Source organism: Rhodanobacter sp. Root561, from assembly GCF_001427365.1.
In the GTDB taxonomy this organism is placed as follows: Bacteria; Pseudomonadota; Gammaproteobacteria; order Xanthomonadales; family Rhodanobacteraceae; genus Rhodanobacter.
In genome coordinates this window covers 28,061-44,635 of sequence record NZ_LMGH01000016.1, presented here as the reverse complement: position 1 = coordinate 44,635, position 16,575 = coordinate 28,061, and the positions used below count along the sequence as shown (strand labels likewise).

The 16,575-nt window shown below is 69.7% G+C and carries 12 protein-coding genes; 1 reads left to right on the top strand and 11 read right to left on the bottom strand.

Going from position 1 to position 16,575, the window contains the following annotated elements; genetic code table 11:
• Nucleotides 1-6 precede the first annotated feature (6 nt).
• From ASD55_RS18905 to ASD55_RS16595, 8 genes are all read right to left on the bottom strand, one after another.
• Complete coding sequence (locus ASD55_RS18905) at nt 7-6,747, bottom strand: autotransporter-associated beta strand repeat-containing protein (RefSeq protein ID WP_056767945.1); 6,741 nt, start codon at nt 6,745-6,747, stop codon at nt 7-9.
• Nucleotides 6,748-7,161: 414 nt separating this feature from the next.
• Entirely contained in the window at nt 7,162-7,650 is a 489-nt protein-coding gene (locus tag ASD55_RS16625; RefSeq protein WP_056767944.1) for a hypothetical protein, read from the bottom strand.
• Complete coding sequence (locus tag ASD55_RS16620; protein ID WP_200946244.1) at nt 7,634-9,952, bottom strand: MMPL family transporter; 2,319 nt, start codon at nt 9,950-9,952, stop codon at nt 7,634-7,636. Before ASD55_RS16620 ends, ASD55_RS16625 begins: the two co-directional genes overlap by 17 nt.
• A 2-nt stretch (nt 9,953-9,954) precedes the next feature.
• A complete protein-coding gene (locus ASD55_RS16615) occupies nt 9,955-10,611 on the bottom strand; it encodes a LolA-related protein (RefSeq protein ID WP_056767937.1) in 657 nt (218 codons plus the stop codon).
• Complete coding sequence (locus tag ASD55_RS16610) at nt 10,538-11,494, bottom strand: acyltransferase (RefSeq protein WP_056767934.1); 957 nt, start codon at nt 11,492-11,494, stop codon at nt 10,538-10,540. The genes ASD55_RS16615 and ASD55_RS16610 overlap by 74 nt, the downstream gene beginning before the upstream one ends.
• Nucleotides 11,491-11,796: a hypothetical protein gene (locus tag ASD55_RS16605; protein WP_056767930.1), complete on the bottom strand. Its 306-nt coding sequence runs from the start codon at nt 11,794-11,796 to the stop codon at nt 11,491-11,493. The genes ASD55_RS16610 and ASD55_RS16605 overlap by 4 nt, the downstream gene beginning before the upstream one ends.
• Nucleotides 11,793-12,509 (bottom strand): hypothetical protein, encoded by a 717-nt coding sequence (locus tag ASD55_RS16600; protein WP_056767928.1) that lies wholly within the window; start codon nt 12,507-12,509, stop codon nt 11,793-11,795. Before ASD55_RS16600 ends, ASD55_RS16605 begins: the two co-directional genes overlap by 4 nt.
• 102 nt (nt 12,510-12,611) lie before the next feature.
• The gene (locus ASD55_RS16595; protein ID WP_056715942.1) at nt 12,612-12,881 is read right to left on the bottom strand and encodes a phosphopantetheine-binding protein; all 270 of its coding nucleotides are present in this window, start codon (nt 12,879-12,881) and stop codon (nt 12,612-12,614) included.
• Between the two features lie 92 nt (nt 12,882-12,973).
• Here ASD55_RS16595 and ASD55_RS16590 point away from each other — a divergent pair, with 92 nt between their 5' ends.
• Nucleotides 12,974-13,966 (top strand): hypothetical protein, encoded by a 993-nt coding sequence (locus ASD55_RS16590; RefSeq protein ID WP_056767925.1) that lies wholly within the window; start codon nt 12,974-12,976, stop codon nt 13,964-13,966.
• A 39-nt stretch (nt 13,967-14,005) separates the two neighbouring features.
• On the opposite strand, the gene glmU is transcribed toward ASD55_RS16590, so the two are convergent.
• The 3 genes from glmU to ASD55_RS16575 form a co-directional block, all read right to left on the bottom strand.
• Nucleotides 14,006-15,373: a bifunctional UDP-N-acetylglucosamine diphosphorylase/glucosamine-1-phosphate N-acetyltransferase GlmU gene (glmU, locus tag ASD55_RS16585; RefSeq protein ID WP_056767923.1), complete on the bottom strand. Its 1,368-nt coding sequence runs from the start codon at nt 15,371-15,373 to the stop codon at nt 14,006-14,008.
• Nucleotides 15,374-15,445: 72 nt separating this feature from the next.
• The gene (locus ASD55_RS16580) at nt 15,446-15,976 is read right to left on the bottom strand and encodes a hypothetical protein (RefSeq protein ID WP_056767920.1); all 531 of its coding nucleotides are present in this window, start codon (nt 15,974-15,976) and stop codon (nt 15,446-15,448) included.
• 168 nt (nt 15,977-16,144) lie between these two features.
• On the bottom strand, nt 16,145-16,570 hold the full coding sequence (locus ASD55_RS16575; protein WP_056715927.1) for a F0F1 ATP synthase subunit epsilon: 426 nt from the start codon (nt 16,568-16,570) through the stop codon (nt 16,145-16,147).
• Nucleotides 16,571-16,575 lie beyond the last annotated feature (5 nt).

The following is a 16,575-nucleotide window of genomic DNA, read 5'->3' as shown; positions in this document are numbered from 1 at the left end:
CCCCCTTCAGAACGTCACTTGCAGGGTCATCCGCACCGCATGGTCGCTTTCACGACCGGCCAGCACGCCGTCATATCCGGCACGCAGGCTGGTGTGCCTGGACAAGCCGGCGTCGATGCCGAGCTGCACCAGCGCGGCATTCGCCCGCAGCGGCACGCCGCTGACGGTGAAGCGTTCGCCATCGGCGAAACGCTGCTGCGCCAGCGGCACCAGGTCGCCGAATGCGTGTCGCCAGCCGAGCGTGGCGTACAACGACACCGGCGTCGCGGCGCCGTCCGCCAGTTGCCACAGGCCACGCACGCCGAGCGTGCCGAGGCTGACCTCGGTGGTTTCGCCCGCGCTGCGCAAGGCGGTGACGCTGCCTCGCTCATCGACCTGGCCGGTGTATGCCGCCACGTGCGCCAGGTTCACGAACGGCTGCACGCTGCCGTGCGCGCCGGTGTAGCGGTAGCCGCCTTCGAGATACGCCTGGCGGGTACGCCCGTGGTAGTCGGCGCGCAAGGTCCCCGGCAACACGGCATCGACGTGGCGCGTGCTGCGGATGTCGTGCCAGCTTTCGGCCACGCCGCCATCCAGCGACCAGCCGTTCCAGCGGCCGCCGGCATACATGCCCAGGTGCCGGTTCTTCACGTAGGCCGAGCTGTCGAGCGCGGTGACGTCCAGCGCATCCTGGCCTTCGCCGGCGGTGATGCCGGCACGCAGCCAGTCGCCGATCGGCGCATCCACGCCGAGCAGGATGCCGCTGCCATGGCCCTGCATCGATGATGCATTGCCGTCGCCATCGGCGTGGCCGGAATGATTCCAGCCGTGCACCCAGATCGAACCCGCGCTGGCGCCGACGGCGCGGGCATCATCCTGCGCGGTGTCCGCGCGATGCAGGCGGTCGCCCATCGCCTCGCGCACGAAGCGGCTGTCCTGCAGCAGCGCGGTGCGGGTCGAGGCCAGCGATTCGCCTGACCACTGGCCGAGCGCCGCGCGGGTGGTGGTCACGTCCTGGCTCAGCAAGCCGTCGTACAGCCCGCCGCCACCCTGGTGTTCCACCGCATTGCCGGTGGCGCACTGGTTGGCGGTGACCGTCACCGCGCAGAAATCGACGTCGTTGCGGCTCAGCGTCAGCTGCACCGCGTTGGCCAGGTAGTCGAGCCTGGGATCGAGGAAGGCCAGCGTGGTGGTGACCGCGCCGAACTGGCCCTCGACACCGCCGGCGGCGGTGAGGATGGTGTAGGTGGTCTGCGTCGTGTAGCTGCCGTCGCTGGCCAGGTTCAGCACGGCACCGCCCTGCAGCGTGGCGTGTCCGGTCACGGCAAGCAGATCGCTGTGACCGGCTGCGTCGGTCTCCACTTCATAGGACGCGCCGCTGCGGATCGTCACGTCGCCACTGGCCGAAAGCGTGCCGATCGAATGACCCGGTGCCAGCGTGCCGGCCAGGTCCAGGTTGCCCAACGTGCCGCTGCCCGACAGGCGCGTGCCGGCGTCCATGGCCAGCGAACCGCCCAGCGTTCCGTCCACCGCCAGGCCGCCGGCCAGGACCTCGGCGTCGCCGCTGAAGGCATGGTTGTCGCCGCTCAGGGTCAGGGTGCCGGCACCGGTCTTGCCCAGGCTGCCGCCACCGGAAAGGGCAGCGGCATAGCTGCCATCGACCGCCTGGTCGAATACCAGCGCGCCGTGATCGACGATGTCGCCCTGCACGCTGGCGGTGTCGCCGCGCAGCGTGCCGGCACCGATCGTGGTGCCGCCGGCGTAGCTGTTGGCACCGGTCAGGGTGAGCACGCCGGCGCCATCCTTGACCAGCGCGCCGCTGCCGGAGATCGCGCCGACAAACGCCACGGCATCGCTCCGATCGAACACCAGCGTGCCGTTGTTCGTCACCGCACCGCTGCCCAGCGAACCGCTGGTGCCGCCGTCGCCGACCTGCAGGATGCCGGCCTCGATGGCGGTGCCGCCGGCGTAGCTGTTGGCGCCGCCCAGCAGCAGGCTGCCGCCACCCAGCTTGTGCAGGCTGCCGCTGCCGGAAAGCTGGCCCGCGTAGCTGCCATCGGTCGCCTGGTCGAACACCAGCACGCCATGATCGACGATGTCGCCCTGCAGGCTGACCGTGTCGCCGCGCAGCGTGCCGGCATGGATCGTGGTGCCGCCGGCGTAGCTGTTGGCGCCGGTCAGGGTGAGCACGCCGGCGCCATCCTTGACCAGCGCGCCGCTGCCGGAGATCACCCCGGCAAAGCCCACGGCATCGCTCCGATCGAACACCAGCGTGCCGTCGTTCGTCACGGCGCCGCTACCCAGCGAACCGCCGGTGCCGCCATCGCCGACCTGCAGGATGCCGGCACGGATCGTGGTGCCGCCGGCGTAGCTGTTGGCACCGGTCAGGGTGAGCACGCCGGCGCCATCCTTGACCAGTGCGCCGCTGCCGGAGATCGCGCCGGCAACGCCCACGTCATCGCTCCGGTCGAACACCAGCGTGCCGTTGTTGGTCACCGCACCGCTGCCCAGCGATCCGCTGGTGCCGCCGTCGCCGACCTGCAGGGTTCCGGCCTCGATGACGGTGCCGCCGCTGTAACTGTTGGCGCCGCCCAGCAGCAGGCTGCCGGCACCGAGCTTGCGCAGGCTGCCGCTGCCGTCCAATGCCTGCGCCACGGTGAAGGTGTGGCCGGCATCGACGATGTCGAAGCCGCCGCCAGCGGCGGTCATCGACAATGCGCGCGTGGTGCTGGCGAAGCTGCTGCCGGTCACCTGCAGCACGCCGCCATCGAGCACCAGGGCGCCGCTGGCGTCACCGAGGTTGGCATCGGCGGACACCGACAGCGTGCCGCCGCTGACCGTGGTGCCGCCGGTGTAGGTGTTGTTGCCGGCCAGGATCAGGGTGCCGGCGTCGGCCTTGTCCAGGCCGTCGCTGCCGGCGATCACGTTGTTGATCGTGGCCGTCCAGTCCGCGCCGGCGCTGCTGCCGTCGCCGACCCGGATCACCGGCGTCGCGCCTTGGCCGCCGACCAGGGTCAACGTGTCGCCGCCGAGCACATAGCCATCGCTGGCGAACTGCAGGCCGCTGGCGGTGACGGCGCCGTTGCCGCCATCCACCGTCACCGTGCCTGCATCGCCGCCGAAGATGGCAAAGCCCGGCTGCGGCTGCATAGCCGCGTCGACGGAGCCGATGGCATCGGTCCACAACGGCGCGGTCGTCGACCATGTACCGCTGCCGCCGCCCATCCGGGTGGCCGTGGCCTGGCCGTTGGCGTTCCAGAAGTTCAGCGTCAGGCCGGCGGTGTTGAGCAGGTTGATCTGCTTGCTGGCGAGGAGCGTCTGCAGTTGCAGGATGCTGCCGGCCGGCGTGGTGCCGAAGGCAAGACCGCCGTTGCTCTCGACCAGGGCGCCGCCCCAGCGGAACACGTTGTAGAGGCCGGCGCCCATGCCGCCGGCGTCGACGACGTTGAGCACGGCACCGTTCAGCGTGAGGTCGCCGTCGACCTGCACGCTGTCGCCCGCGCCGAAGGTATGCAGGTCCGCGCCGGGGGCGCCGAACTCGTAGTCCAGCACGCTGCCGGATGCGGCGCCGAGATTGCCGCCGATGCTGAGCGTGCCGATGGAACCGCCCGGGGCCAGGTGTCCGCCGGACTGCAGCGCGACATCACCGTCGATGCGGCCGTGGCCGCCCAGCGTGGCGCCGCTGTCCACCTGGACATCGCCGGCAATCGCGGCGGAAGCGTGCGCGGCGTCGCCCACCAGCAGGGTGCCACCGCGCAGCTCGGTGAGGCCGGCGTAGGTGTTGACGCCGTTCAGCACCTGGCGGCCGTCGGCCAGCACCAGGCCGCCACTGCCCGCGATGATCCCGGCGAAGCTGTCGTGGGCATCGCTCAGGGTCAGCGTCTGGCTGCCCAGGGTCACCGCGCCGCCGCCGCCCAGGCTGGCGATGCTGGCGCCGGCGCTGGTGCCGGCGATGTCGAAGATGCCGTTGTCGGTCAGCCCGCTGGATGCGGCGATGCTGCCTGCGCCGGTCAGTGCCCAGGTGCCGGCCGCGATGGTGGTGCTGCCGGTATAGGTGCTGATGCCGCTGAAGGTGGCGCTGCCGCGGTCGTCGGCAAATACCACGCTGCCGCCAGTGCCACCGGCGATGCCGCCATCTGCCAGCACACCGCCGAAGCTCCAGTTGGAGGAGCCCAGGCTGATGGTGAGCGTCTGCGCGCCCAGCGCCACGGTGCCGTCGCCGTACAGGGTCGCGACCTGGGTTCCCGCGTTCGTCTGCGACAGGTCGAAGAAGGCACCGCTGGCGATGTTCAGGGTGCCGCTGATCGCACCGTCGCCGGACAGCGCCAGCGTGCCTGCCTCGATGTCGGTGCCCTGGTACGAATTGGCGTGGCCGGTGAGGGTCAGCGTGCCCGCGCCGTCCTTGATGAGGTTGCCGTAACTTGCCGTGGTGATCGGACCGGCCAGGGTGACGTCGAAACCCTGGCTGTCGATGTGGGCGGAATTGGTGATCTCGATGGCACGCGACGAGCTGAACGAGGCGCCGGCCTGCAGCGTGGCATTTCCGATGTTCACCGCGCCGCTGCTGTCGCCCAGGTTGCCGTCGGCGGCAACGGACAGCGTGCCGGCGTTGATGAAGGTGCCGCCGCTGTAGCTGTTTGCACCACTCAGCGTGAGCGTGCCGGTGCCGGTCTTGGTCAGGCTGCCGGCGCCGCTGACGAGGCCCGCGTAGTTGCCGTCACTGGCCTGGTCGAAGACCAGCGCCGCGCCGTCGTCGATATTGCCGACCAGACTGCTGCTGTCGCCGACCAGGGTACCTCCGGTGATCGACCACGTTTGCGCCACAGAGCCGTTGCCGCTGAGCGTCCAGGTACTGGCGCCGCTCTTCCGGTGGCTGGCAAAGCCGAAGACGGAGCCGATGTCGAAGGTGTTGCCGCCAACGGCATCGACGTCGCCGCCGAGGATCAGGCTGTCGCCGCCCACGCCGGTGCCGCTGCTGCTGATCACGGCGCCGGTGATGCTGGAGCCCGCGCGCAGCAGCAGGGAATTGCCGCCGCCGGACAGCAGCACCGCGATGCCCTGGGTGCCATCGTCGGAGGTGACGCCGCCCACCAGGCTGCCGCTGTTGTCGATCGATGTCTGCCCGTTGGCGACGATGGCCGCGGCGCCGGCGTTGGCACCCTGGCCGTTGCCGCCCTGGATCGTGCCGCCCGCACGGTTGACGATGCTGGCCGCGTTCGCGATCACGGCGGTTCCGGCGAGGATGCCGCCAGTGCCCGCGATGGTGCCGCTGTTGTCGATGCTGACGCCATCGACGGCGACGATCGCGGTGCCGCCGGTGGTGCTGATGTCGCTGAGGCCGCCTTCGTCGCCAAGGATCGAGGCGCCCGACTGGTTGACGATGCTCACGTTGCCGCTGGCATGAATGCCCTGGCCGCCGATGTTGCCGAGATGGAACACGCCGCCGTAGCCGCCTTCGATGATGCCGCCGGAGCGATTGGTGATGCTGATCTGCTCGCCGCTGGCAGCAGTGGCCGCGATGCCGATGCCGCCGGTGCCGCCACCGCCACCGGAGCCGCCGGTGCCGCCTGCGATCCGGCCGCTGTTGCCGATGGTCACGTTGCCGGTGGCCTGGATGCCGCTGCCACCGACGCCGTTGCCGCTGAAACCGGGAGCGGCCTGGGCGCCCACGCCGCCGCTCACGCTGCCCGCGTTGTCGATGACGAAGCTCGCCGCACCGCTGGTGGCGGCCGTGATGCCGTGGCCGCCGGTGGTGCCGCTGTTCAGGGTGGCGCCACCCATGATGTTGCCGCTGGCCTGGTTGGTGACCTGGCTGCCGTTGCCACCCACGATGCCGGCGCCAGCGATGGTGAAGGCGTCGCCACCGGCGATGTCGCCGCTGTTGGTGACCTCGCTGCCGTCAGCAGCCAGATCGACACCGGCGCCGCCTTCGCCAGCGGCGCCGCTGAAGCTGCCCGGACCGCCCGAAGCGCCGCCCGCACCGCCGGTGATCTGGCCGCTGTTGGTCAGGTTGCCGTTCGCGCCCGCCACCAGGATGCCGGCGCCGCCACCGCCACCGCCGCCGCTCCATTGGCCGGTGGCGCCATTACCGCCGTTGCCGCCGGTGATGCTGCCGGCGTTGCCCAACGTGCTGCCATCGCTCAACACGACCAGGCCGGCGCCGCCACCACCACCGCCGCCGCCGATGCGGTCACCGTCGCCGCCGTTGCCGCCATTGCCGCCGGTGATGCCCAGGCCGACACCGAGAGCGAGGCTGGTGCCTGCGGCGTACACGCCGTCGCCGCCACCGCCGCCGCCACCGCTCATGAAGGTGACGCCCGGATCGGTCTGGCCGTCCGCGCCGTCGCCGCCGCTGATCGAGGTGTTGCCGATGGCGGTGGCGCCCACGCTGCCGCCGGCACCGCCGGCGCTGATGGCCGAGCCGCCGTGGCCACCATCACCGCCGTTGCCGTTGCTGCCGGCATCGCCCGCCAGACCGCTGCCACCCTGGCCACCCGTGCCGTTGCCGTTGCCGCCGCTGCCGCCGTAGGCACCGCCGCCCGCGCCACCCGCACCGCCCAGACTGCCGCCCACGGTGGCCCATGCCGGCAGCGGAACCAGGCTGACCGACAGCGCCGCGGCGCAAGCCACCGCCAGCAGGCGGTGCGGCGTGCGGGCGCGCGTGGCCGCGGCGGTGGCTCCACTCCGATGTGGCGTGACAGCCAGTTCCGAAGCCACCTGCATCACGCGCAGGGCGCGGTTCCAGATCAGACGGTAGGTATGGTTCATGGCGCGAGGTCCTTGGCAAGAGAACGGGGCGGCGGTCGCATCAATGCGGTCACCGGAAGAAAGAAACGGGGATAACGCCGCGACGGGGCGGCGGCGGGCTTACAGGTCGGCGTGGCCCGGCCCGGAAAGAGTCGATCGGATGTGCGTGACGCAAGGGGCAGGGGCGCTGCGGGGTCGCGGCGCTTGCGGTTTCCGTCCGGCAGTCGCCCGTCAGCATGTCCATTGCGCAGGATCTCCCTTGGTCACTCGGCACCGCGGGCAGCGTGACGCCGGGCGCACCACAAAGCATAAGCGAAGATGGCTTGCGATGTTCAATCGCGATGGCGGTCAACCGGCTCGCCGGGCAACCTGATCATCGCCATATTGCGTTTCGATCACGCGCGGTTCGGACTCCGCCGGTGATGCCGACCCGGGTCACGCCAGCGGGCCGGCGGCTCCCGCATCCGCGATCGACGGCGCGATCGACGGCGCGATCGACGGATGGATGACGGCCGCGCGCCCATGGGCCAGCATGCGACCGCGATGCTCGACACGGAACGCATACTGCGCACCGCCGTCGTCCGCGTAGAGGCATTCGGCATGGACGTCCAGATGACCGTCCAGCTGATCGACGTACTCCTCGAACAACTGCACGTCGCGCAGGCTGACCAGCATGCCCGGCCGCACCTGTTCGTCGCCGCGCGCGCGGGCCAGCAGCGCGCCGTGCACGGCCATCGCCTGCGCGCCGTATTCGGCCAGGTGCACCGCATGCAGGCCGTGTTCGCCACGCAGCGGATTGTCGGCGCGCGCATGACCGGTGCTGGTCGCGTGGATCGTGCGTGCGTCCCACGCGAGCACGGCGTCGAGCAGGCACATCGTGCCCGCATGGGGAATCAGCTTTTCCCAATCACTCTTCGGCAGCATGCGGCGCCATCAGGATCGACAGGCAGAAGTGGAAGGCCACGCCCAGGCTCACGGTGAGGCCGATCGCGCGCAGCACCGGGATCGTGGCCCACGCCAGCATGCCGAACACCAGCAGCGCGGACAGCACGCAGACGATGGTGGCGTGCAGGGTACGCCGCTGTTCGGCGGGGTCGCCGGTATCGCGCTCGAAGAACAGCGCGTAGTGCAGGCCCAGCCCGCCGGCCAGGATCAGCGCCACCAGGTGGAACAGCGAGATCTCGATGCCGATCACCCGCTCCACCGCCAGCACCAGGAAGGTGGCCAGGGTCATCGGCGCCAGCACATGCCAGGCGCGGCGCACGCTGCGCAGCGCGAAGCTGATCGTCAGCACCAGCAGCAGGCTGGCCGCAAGCAGCGCTTGCAGAATGCGCGTGCGGTAGTCGACCACCAGCGATTCGGAGGCGGCCTTCAGATCCAGCAGACGCACGCTGCCGTGGCTGCCGGCGCCCAGCGACTGCAGCGCGGCCACGTCGTGCACGCCGCTGACCGTGCCCAGGCCCAGCCAGTGACCGTCGCGCTCGACCAGCATCGCGGCCAGGCGCTGACCCAGTGGGGTCTGCGCGTAGCGCTCGGGCGTCAGCGGCGGCAGGCTGCGTGCGATTTCCACGTCGTCGACGAAGGGCTGGAACAGGTCGGCGCGGAAGGGCAGGCCATGCAGCGCTTCATCCAGTGCACGCTGCAGCGTGGCGCGATCAGGCAGCTTCGCCTGCCGCTCGCGTTGTACCGCGACGCTGGGCAGGTAACGCGACGGCAGTTCCAGCGCATCGGCGGCATGCTTTGTCACCAGCGCGTCGACTTGGGGCTGCAACCGCTCCGACAACGCCAGCACGCCCTGCTCGGTCGGCGCCTGCAGCACCAGCAGGTAGCGCACGTCGGGCGCGCCCAGCGCCTCGCGCAGGCGTGCGTCGTGCTGCAGCAGGTCCTGCGGCAGCGGGGTCAGCGCGGCCAGGTTGTTCTGCCAGAACGAACCACGCGCCAGGGCCAGCATCGCCACGATCGCGACGGCGACCAGCAGCGGAATCCAGCGCGGCCGTGGCAGCTGGTCGACGAAGCGCCGCGCCCGCGCCAGCCAGGCCATGCCGGCCACGTCGCGCACGCGCCGAGGCAGCAGGTGCGGCAGCAGGTAGCGCGTGCTGAAGCCGGCCACCAGCAGGCCGACGATGGTGAACACCGCCAGCTGTTTCAGGCCATTCACGCCGGACGCGTAGAACGCGAGGTAGGCGATGCACGCCGACGCAATCGCGGTGAGCAGCAGCGGCCACAACGCGCGCACGCTCTGCACCGCATCCTCACCGGCGCGGCGATGGCTGAGCACGCGGATCGGGTACTCCTGCGCCACGCCGAGCAGGGTGAAGCCGAACGCCAGGGTGATGCCGTGCACGTCGGGAAACGCCAGGGTCAGCGCCGCGATGCCGGCCAGCGCCGCGCTGGCGATCGGCAGCGCGCCCAGCAGCAGCGAACTGAAACTGCGATAGGCCAGCAGCAGCAGCGCGATGAAACCCACGGTGGAGATGCGTCCGATCCAGTCGGCCTGGTGCCGCGTCTGCGCGCCCACGACCACGCTGAAATAGCCCGGACCGCTGAGATCGAGCTTCGCCGCCGCGCTGCCCGGCAGCGCGGCGAAGGCTTGGCGGATGCCGTCGATGGATTGTTCCTGTGCACCCGGATCGAAGCCCGCGGCCACCGTCTGCACCAGCAGCAGCGCCTCGTCCTGCGGCGAGAACCACACGCCTTCGCGCACTTCGGGCGACTTCGCCGGCGCCCACAACTCGGCCAGCTTCAGCACTTCCAGCGTGGGATCGCGGGGCAGCAGGCCCTTCAGCAGAGTGGCGGCGGGCGAGGACAGATCGTCCAGGCGCTGTTGCAGCTGATCGGCCAGGTAGGCCTCGTCCAGCGGCTGCGTGTCCAGCGTGGGCGAGAGCAGGAAGCGGTACGGCAACAGGCTGCTGTCCAGCGCGCCGAGATCGAAACTGCCGTTGACCACCTGGCTGTAGCGCGGGTCCTTCTTCAGCGCAGCGAACAGACCCTGGCTCAACGCGGCCAGCTTCTCGTCGGAGGCGCCGCTGATCGACAACAACAGCAATCGCGAACCCGGGCCCTCGCCGACCTGCTCCATCAGCAGGCGCTGGTCGGGCGTGGTCGGCGCGGGCATGAAGCTGCGCAGGTCGGTGCTGATCTTCAGCCGCTGCGCCACCATCCAGCCCAGCGCGGCCAGAGACAGCAACCACACGACCAGCAAGGTCGCACGGGCACCCCGGCGCATGCTCAGGGCGCGCCCTGGCACAGCGCCTGCAGCGTCTCGCGGGTCGGATCGGCGGGCATCTTCGCGGCCAGCGGACCGAGCAGGTCGACGGCGAGATCACCGTCGGCCTCCTGCATGTGCATGCAGCGCGACTGCTTGCCGACGCCGTCGATGCGGATGCTGGCCACGGTCTTCGCCACGCGCGCGTCGCGCGGCACCAGGGTCAGGGTCCAGGCGCCGTCGGCCTTCCCCGTCTGGGTGATTTCGAAGGACTTCTGCAGACGCGCCGCGTCGCCGCTGAGCAGGGCCACGAAGCTGTCCAGCAACACTTGCAGCTGCGGCGCGCGCTTCAGCGAAAAGTGCCGCGCACTCCTGCCCTCGCGCTGCTGGGTGACCTCGCCGTCGGCGATGGTGGAAGTCTCGCGTTGCGGCCGGTCGACGCGCCGCTGCAACTGGTCACCGCCCAGCCACGACAACTCGCCGGACACCACCAGCGGCTGCTGCAACACTTGCAGGAAACGCGCCTCGGCGAACGCCGTATGCGCGGGCGCCGGCTGGCCCAGCGCGGCGATCAGCGCATGCGCCGGGGAAGACGCAGGCGCCTGCTCAGACGCCGACGCGCTCGCGCACAGCGTCAGCAGCAGGCTCGGCAGCAGGAGGTGCGTCTTGCCAGAAATCATAGAAATTGAACCAGTTGTAGGGAGCGACGTGAATGTAGTGCTCCAGTCGTTTCGCGTAGCGGGCAATCAGCGCATCGAGCGCCGGGCCTCGATCATGCCGCGGAATCTCCACCCGTTCGCTGAATGGCTCGAACACCAGCCGATAGCGGTTGCCGCCCAGATACAGGCCAAAGCACAGTACCACCGGCACCTGCAGCGTATGCGCCAGCAGCCACGGGCTGATCGGGAACGGCGCCGACGAACCGAGGAACTCGGTACGACGCAGCACCTCATGGCCGCGACCACGATCGGCCAGCATCGCCACCAGCGCACCGCTGCGGCAGGCTTCGGCCATCGCCAGCGCGATGCTGGTGCCATCCTGCGCCGCATCGATCACGCACTTGCCCACTTCCGGCGCCAGCTCTTCCAGCAGCTCGGTCATCGCCGGCGTCTTCTGCTTGTCCAGCACCACCCGCAGCGGCATGTCGGGTCTGCGCGCACCCACAGCGCGCAGGGCTTCGAAACTGCCCTGGTGCGAACCGAACAGCAGCACGCCATGACCGCGCGCGTAGCGCTCGTCGAGCAACTCCAGGCCTTCGGTCTCGATCTCGAACGGCTGCTCGCCATGCGCGAGCAGGAAGATCCGGTCCAGGATCGTGGCGGCGAAGCAATGGATGTGTTTCAGCACCTGCCACGATGACACCGGGCCGCCCAGCGCGCGTTCCAGGTACTGCCGCGAGGCCAGCCGCTCGGGCCCGCGACGCAGGTAGAAATACAGCGTGATCGGATACAGGCACAACCGGCCCAGCCGGCGGCCGCCGTACAGGGCGATGCTGCGGATCAGCCAGATCGCGAAGCGGCCGCCGCCCTCGGGCCGGCTTTGCCAGTGTTCGTCGTTGCTCATGCAGATCCCTCGACCACGCCGCGCGCCAGCAAGCAACCGTCGCGACGGATTTCGAAGCGGGCCCGCGAGCCTTCCGTCGCGACCCCGGTCAGACACAGCGTGGCCGTTTCATCGGGCAGCAACGGTGCCACGAATTTCGCCTCGAGTACCCGCGCCAGACGCTGCCCGCGCCAGCGGCCCAGCGCCAGCGCAATCTGTTCCAGCAAGACCACGCCGGGAACCAGCGGATGGCCGGGGAAGTGCCCCGGCAATGCCGGATGGATGGCGTCGATGCGCACAGGCTGTTCGAAGCGCTCGCTCATGACGGCATCACCCGCTTGCCGCGCACCAGTTGCGGCCAGTGCAGCGCCAGTTGCAGCATCATGTCGTGCAGGCCCGGATGACTGAGGTGGCGCAGGCGCCAGCGCCGGTAGAGATACTCCAGCAGGAACGCCACGCCCAGCAGCGCGTAGCAACCCAGGTGCAGCCATGCGGCCGCCCAGCGCTCGGGCACCTGCAGCGGCGAGGCGACGCCGAAGCGCTGCAGCAGGCCGCCGTGATCGGCACACAGCAGCAACACGGTCAGCAGCAGCGCCTGCGCGCCGAGCAACAGGGTCCAGAACCAGGTGAGCTGTCGAGCATAGGCCGCGACACCCGGCTGCTGCAATCGCTCGGCCCCTTCGATGGCGATGATGAAGCGTTCCACCAGCGGCTCGGCGGTTACCAGGGTGCGGCCGAACCAGATCGCCAGCAGCACATTGATCAGCACCGGCACCGCTTCCAGCAGCAGGTCGGCGAATCCGCGCATCCAGACCAGCAGCAGGCCGGCCAGCACGGCGCACCACGACAGCCATGCCGCACCTCGTCGCGCCAGCATGGCTGGCAGCAGCAGGACGGTAAGCAGCAGCGCCAGCGCCAGCAGCGCGAAAATCTGTCGATGGCTCACCGCACCGGCGATCGCCAGCAGGGGATACGCCGGCAACAGGCACAGCGCAAGGCGCCGCGCATGGTCGGACGATGGAGGGGATGCCGTCATGCCAGGTTCCGCGTGAGCTTCATCCGGATGGCCACCCTGCCATCCCCACGGGAAGACCGCGTGACGAAACCATGGCGGAGCAACTGCGAACGTCGGCCAACCTCAGCCGGCGCGATGCTGCTCGACGTGGTCGGACAGGCTGCGCAGACTGGTGAAGATCTGCCGGTTCTCCGGGTTGTCCGAGCGCAACTGAAAACCGTAGTGCTTGGACACGGCCAGGGCGATCTCCAGCGCGTCGATCGAATCCAGCCCCAGTTCGCCGCCGAACAGCGGTGCATCCGGCTCGATCTGCTCCGCCGTGACGGACTCGAGGTTCAGGCATTCCACCACCAGGGTGGCCAATTCGTGTTGCGCTGCGGTCTGCTCTGCCATGCTCGATTCCGTACGGTGTTTTCATTGCCTCCCCCCGGTGGCAGTGGGCGCGGAGTGTAACATAGCGCCCTTGTCGTCCCCGGTTGTCGAGAATGGTTCAGGGAAGTGAAAACCCGCAAATCGACTCGCTGGCGCGCCGCGCGCCGCGGGTTTCCTATCGCATGGCCGAACCCGCCGCGGTGCTTGCCGAACCCGGCACGCTGGCGGTGTTCGGCTTCGGCGAACACGCCCCGCGCAGCGGGGATCCGCGTTATCTGCAGGTACCGCTGGAAGCGTTCGATGGCCCGGCACCGCTGGAGCTGTGGCAGGTCGATGCGTCGGTGAGCAGCGGTCGCGACGGTGCGATGCACTGGGCGGCCGGCGGTGGCTGGCTGTTTGCCTCGATCGAGCTGGACGAGCGCGAGCATGGCGGCGCCACGGCCACCGCGGAGCTGGCCTATCGACAGCTGCACCAGCTGGTAGCCGCGCGGGCGGAGCATCACGTGCAGCGCGTATGGAACTACCTCGGGGCCATCAACCACGGTGATGGCGACGCCGAGCACTACAAGCATTTTTGCGATGGCCGCGCCAGCGGCATGGGCGATTTCTTCAGCGAAGGTTTTCCGGCCGCCACGGCGATCGGTCACCACGGCGACGCGCATCGCTTGCAGGTCTACCTGCTGGCCTGCGATCGCCCCGGCCAGAAAGTCGAGAACCCGCGCCAGGTCAGCGCCTGGCGCTACCCCCGCCAGTACGGCCGGACCCCGCCCAGTTTCGCCCGCGCGATGAGCCTGCCAGCCGGCGATGTGCTGGCCATTTCCGGCACGGCCGCCGTGGTCGGCCATGCGTCGGCGCACCAGCACGACCTGGACGCCCAGCTCGCCGAAACCATGGTCAATCTCGACGCCTTGCTGGCCAATGCCGGCATGGCCAGCGGGTTCGACAGCCACTCGCCGCTGAAGGCGTATGTTCGCCATCGCGGCGACGCCGTCCGCGTGCGCGAGTTTCTCGGCAGTCGGCTGCCCGGCGTGCCGGTGCTGCTGTTGCACGGCGACATCTGCCGCAGCGAACTGCTGTTCGAGATCGACGGCTGGCGGTACGTCTGAGGAACGGGGGAACGGTTAGAGCATCCCCGTTCCGACCGACTACCGCTTCACCGGCCGCTTCCAGCCCTCATAAGTCTGCTGCTTGCCGCGCGCCACGGTCAGCTCGCCATCGGGCGCGTCGCGGGTGATCACCGAGCCGGCGCCGATGGTGGCCTGGGCGCCGATCGACACCGGCGCGACCAGCGAACTGTTCGAGCCGATGAAGGCGCCGTCCCCGATCCGCGTGAGGTGCTTGTTCACGCCGTCGTAGTTGCAGGTGATGGTGCCGGCGCCAATGTTGACGCCACGGCCCACCTCGGTGTCGCCGAGATAGGTGAGGTGGTTGGCCTTGCTGCCTTCGCCGAGACGGGCCTTCTTGGTCTCGACGAAATTGCCCACGTGCACGCCGGCATCCAGCTCGGTGCCCGGGCGCAGCCGCGCAAACGGGCCGATCATGCAGGGGCCGTGGGTGACCACGCCATCGAGGTCGCAGTGCGACTGCACCACGGTGCCGGCCGCCAGCTGCACGTTGCGCAAGCGGGTGAAGGCGCCAATGCGCACGTCGTCGCCCAGCGCAACGTCGCCTTCCAGGATCACGTCGATGTCCAGCTCCACGTCGCGTCCGGCCGTGACCACGCCACGAACGTCGATGCGCAGCGGGTCGGCCAGCCGCACGCCGTCGCCAAGCAGGGCGTGCGCGGCGCGCTGGCGGAAAGCCGCCTCCAGTTCGGTCAGCTGCAGCGGATTGTTGGCGCCGGCGGCCTCGACCGGATCGGCGCACTCCACGCTCAACGCGGGATGGTTCTCCTCGGCCGCCATGCGGAAGATGTCGGTGAGGTAATACTCGCCCTGCGCGTTGTTGCGATCGAGCCGCCCGATCCAGCCACGCAAGGCGCCGGCCCCGGCGATCAGGATGCCGGTGTTGACCAGGTTCACCGCACGCTGCACGTCGTCGGCGTCCTTTTCCTCGACCACCGCCCGCACGCGGGCATTGCCGTCGCACAGCACCCGACCGTAGCCGCGCGGCTCGGCCAGCCGCATGGTCAGCAGGCTGAAGCCGCCCTCGGCTTCCACCAGTTGCCGCAGCGTCTCGACGCGGGTCATCGGCACGTCGCCATACAGCACCAGCACGCGCGCGTCGTCCGGCACCTCGCCCAGCGCCTGCTCCACCGCGTGGCCGGTGCCCAGGCGCTCGGCCTGCAGCGCCCAGCGCAGGTCGGCCTGGTCGGCGAACGCCGCCTGCACCTGTTCGCCGCAATGGCCGTAGACGATGTGCAACGCTGCCGGCTGCAACGCCCGCGCGGCCTCGATGACATGCGCCAGCAACGGCCGTCCGGCCAACGGCATCAGCACCTTGGGGCGGCTGGATTTCATCCGCGTGCCGGCGCCGGCCGCGAGGATGATGACGTGGAGTGGTGCGTGATTCATGCTGTCGGCCCTGACGTGTTTCGATCGAAAAGCATAGCAGCCGGTTCGGCGCCCGTTGCCGGCAGGCCTGACTCAGGGCTGCGCCGCCGCGGCCGAAACCGAGGACTGGCCCGCGTGGCATTCGAAGCGGAAGACATAGGTGAGGCTGAATGGCCGGGTGCCGCTGTCCACCACATGGCTGTTGCCGTCGGCGTCCGCGGCCCAGCGGCTGATGCTCAGCGGCTGGAATTGCCACTGCCGCGCGGCGGCACGCACCGCATCGATGAAGGCGTGCCGGCTCGCATCGGCCTGCCGCTCGCCGCTCACGCGCACCTCGGCCACCGCGCCCTGGTCATCGATGATCAACAGCGCCGGCACCTCCTGCGGCGGCGGGCAGATGGCCAGCCAGCCCGGCGGATACGCCGGCTTCACGCGCCGGAACGGCGTCGCGCCGCTGAACACCTCGCCCATCGCCAACTGGTAACGCACCGTGCCGGGCGGCGCCACCATCCGCCATGAGGCATCGCCACTGGGCGGCGGCGGCGCAATCCGGGACGTGCTGGCACAGCCGGCCAGCGATGCGGCCAGAACGGCCAGTGACAACCTGCGCGCGAATCGGATCATGATGGGCTCCTGCCATGGACGAGGCCTCGGAAGCTATCAGATTACACGTGTAATATATACTGCCACCACCACGGCATGGCTGTCCCGGATTCATCTGTTCCACACGCGAAAACGCCGGCACGAGGCCGGCGCTTTCTGTCGCTTCGGTAGCCCGCGTCAATCAGACGGCTAGTGCTTCAGATTCTTGCGCAGACGTTCCAGCGCCTGCAGCTGGGTCATCGCTTCGGCCAGCTTGGCCTGCGCCTCGGCAATTTCCATCGCGTCGGTGCGATTGGCCAGGGCCGCCTCGGCTTCCTGCTTGGCGCGTTGCGCGGAGGCCTCGTCCAGATCGGCGGCGCGGGCCGCGCTGTCGGTCAGCACGGTGACCACCTGCGGCTGCACTTCCAGAATGCCGCCGGAGACCCAGAACTGCTGGCGCTCGCCGCCGTCCAGCAGCACGTCGACGTGACCGGGTTTCAGGCGGGTGATCAGCGGTGCGTGGCGCGGCGTGATGCCGAGCTCACCGAGCTCACCGGTGGCAACGACCATCGTCGCGTCGCCGGAGAAGATCTCGGCTTCGGCACTGACGATGTCGACGCGAATGGTTTGGGTCATGGCTT

Coding starts and splice junctions, on each gene's coding strand:
- ASD55_RS16575 (WP_056715927.1), bottom strand. CDS start 16,570: ATGACCCAAACCATTCGCGTCGACATCGTCAGTGCCGAAGCCGAGATC.
- ASD55_RS16625 (WP_056767944.1), bottom strand. CDS start 7,650: ATGCTGCCGAAGAGTGATTGGGAAAAGCTGATTCCCCATGCGGGCACG.
- glmU (WP_056767923.1), bottom strand. CDS start 15,373: ATGAATCACGCACCACTCCACGTCATCATCCTCGCGGCCGGCGCCGGC.
- ASD55_RS16610 (WP_056767934.1), bottom strand. CDS start 11,494: ATGAGCAACGACGAACACTGGCAAAGCCGGCCCGAGGGCGGCGGCCGC.
- ASD55_RS16615 (WP_056767937.1), bottom strand. CDS start 10,611: ATGATTTCTGGCAAGACGCACCTCCTGCTGCCGAGCCTGCTGCTGACG.
- ASD55_RS16605 (WP_056767930.1), bottom strand. CDS start 11,796: ATGAGCGAGCGCTTCGAACAGCCTGTGCGCATCGACGCCATCCATCCG.
- ASD55_RS16600 (WP_056767928.1), bottom strand. CDS start 12,509: ATGACGGCATCCCCTCCATCGTCCGACCATGCGCGGCGCCTTGCGCTG.
- ASD55_RS16580 (WP_056767920.1), bottom strand. CDS start 15,976: ATGATCCGATTCGCGCGCAGGTTGTCACTGGCCGTTCTGGCCGCATCG.
- ASD55_RS16595 (WP_056715942.1), bottom strand. CDS start 12,881: ATGGCAGAGCAGACCGCAGCGCAACACGAATTGGCCACCCTGGTGGTG.
- ASD55_RS16590 (WP_056767925.1), top strand. CDS start 12,974: ATGGTTCAGGGAAGTGAAAACCCGCAAATCGACTCGCTGGCGCGCCGC.
- ASD55_RS18905 (WP_056767945.1), bottom strand. CDS start 6,747: ATGAACCATACCTACCGTCTGATCTGGAACCGCGCCCTGCGCGTGATG.
- ASD55_RS16620 (WP_200946244.1), bottom strand. CDS start 9,952: ATGCGCCGGGGTGCCCGTGCGACCTTGCTGGTCGTGTGGTTGCTGTCT.